The following is a 255-nucleotide window of genomic DNA, read 5'->3' on the forward strand; positions in this document are numbered from 1 at the left end:
GTATCGCCGAAGGCACACGGGTAATTAATCCCCTGACACCAACCAAACCGGCTCTGGTGTCCAGGGCGACCTCAGGCATTAACCGAGAAGTGCACTTCCACCGGATTGAGGTCGTTGATCGGCACGATGTCCTGGGGGCAAGCCGACATCACCACCACGCAATCCATGGCCGCCTGGATTTCCACGTAATCGCCCGCCTTGGAGACCGGTGGCAGCCACTCGATGCTGTAGTCCGGCTTGACCGGAATGTTCATC

At 58.8% G+C, this 255-nt stretch carries 1 protein-coding gene; it reads right to left on the reverse strand.

The annotated features are described in order from the left end of the window. Nucleotides 1-71: 71 nt before the first annotated feature. On the reverse strand, nucleotides 72-255 hold a 184-nt coding region (locus tag AC0IYH_RS32700; RefSeq protein ID WP_471838517.1), incomplete at its 5' end, for a DUF1989 domain-containing protein.

The sequence above is a fragment of the Pseudomonas sp. AC463 genome (assembly GCF_979253585.1).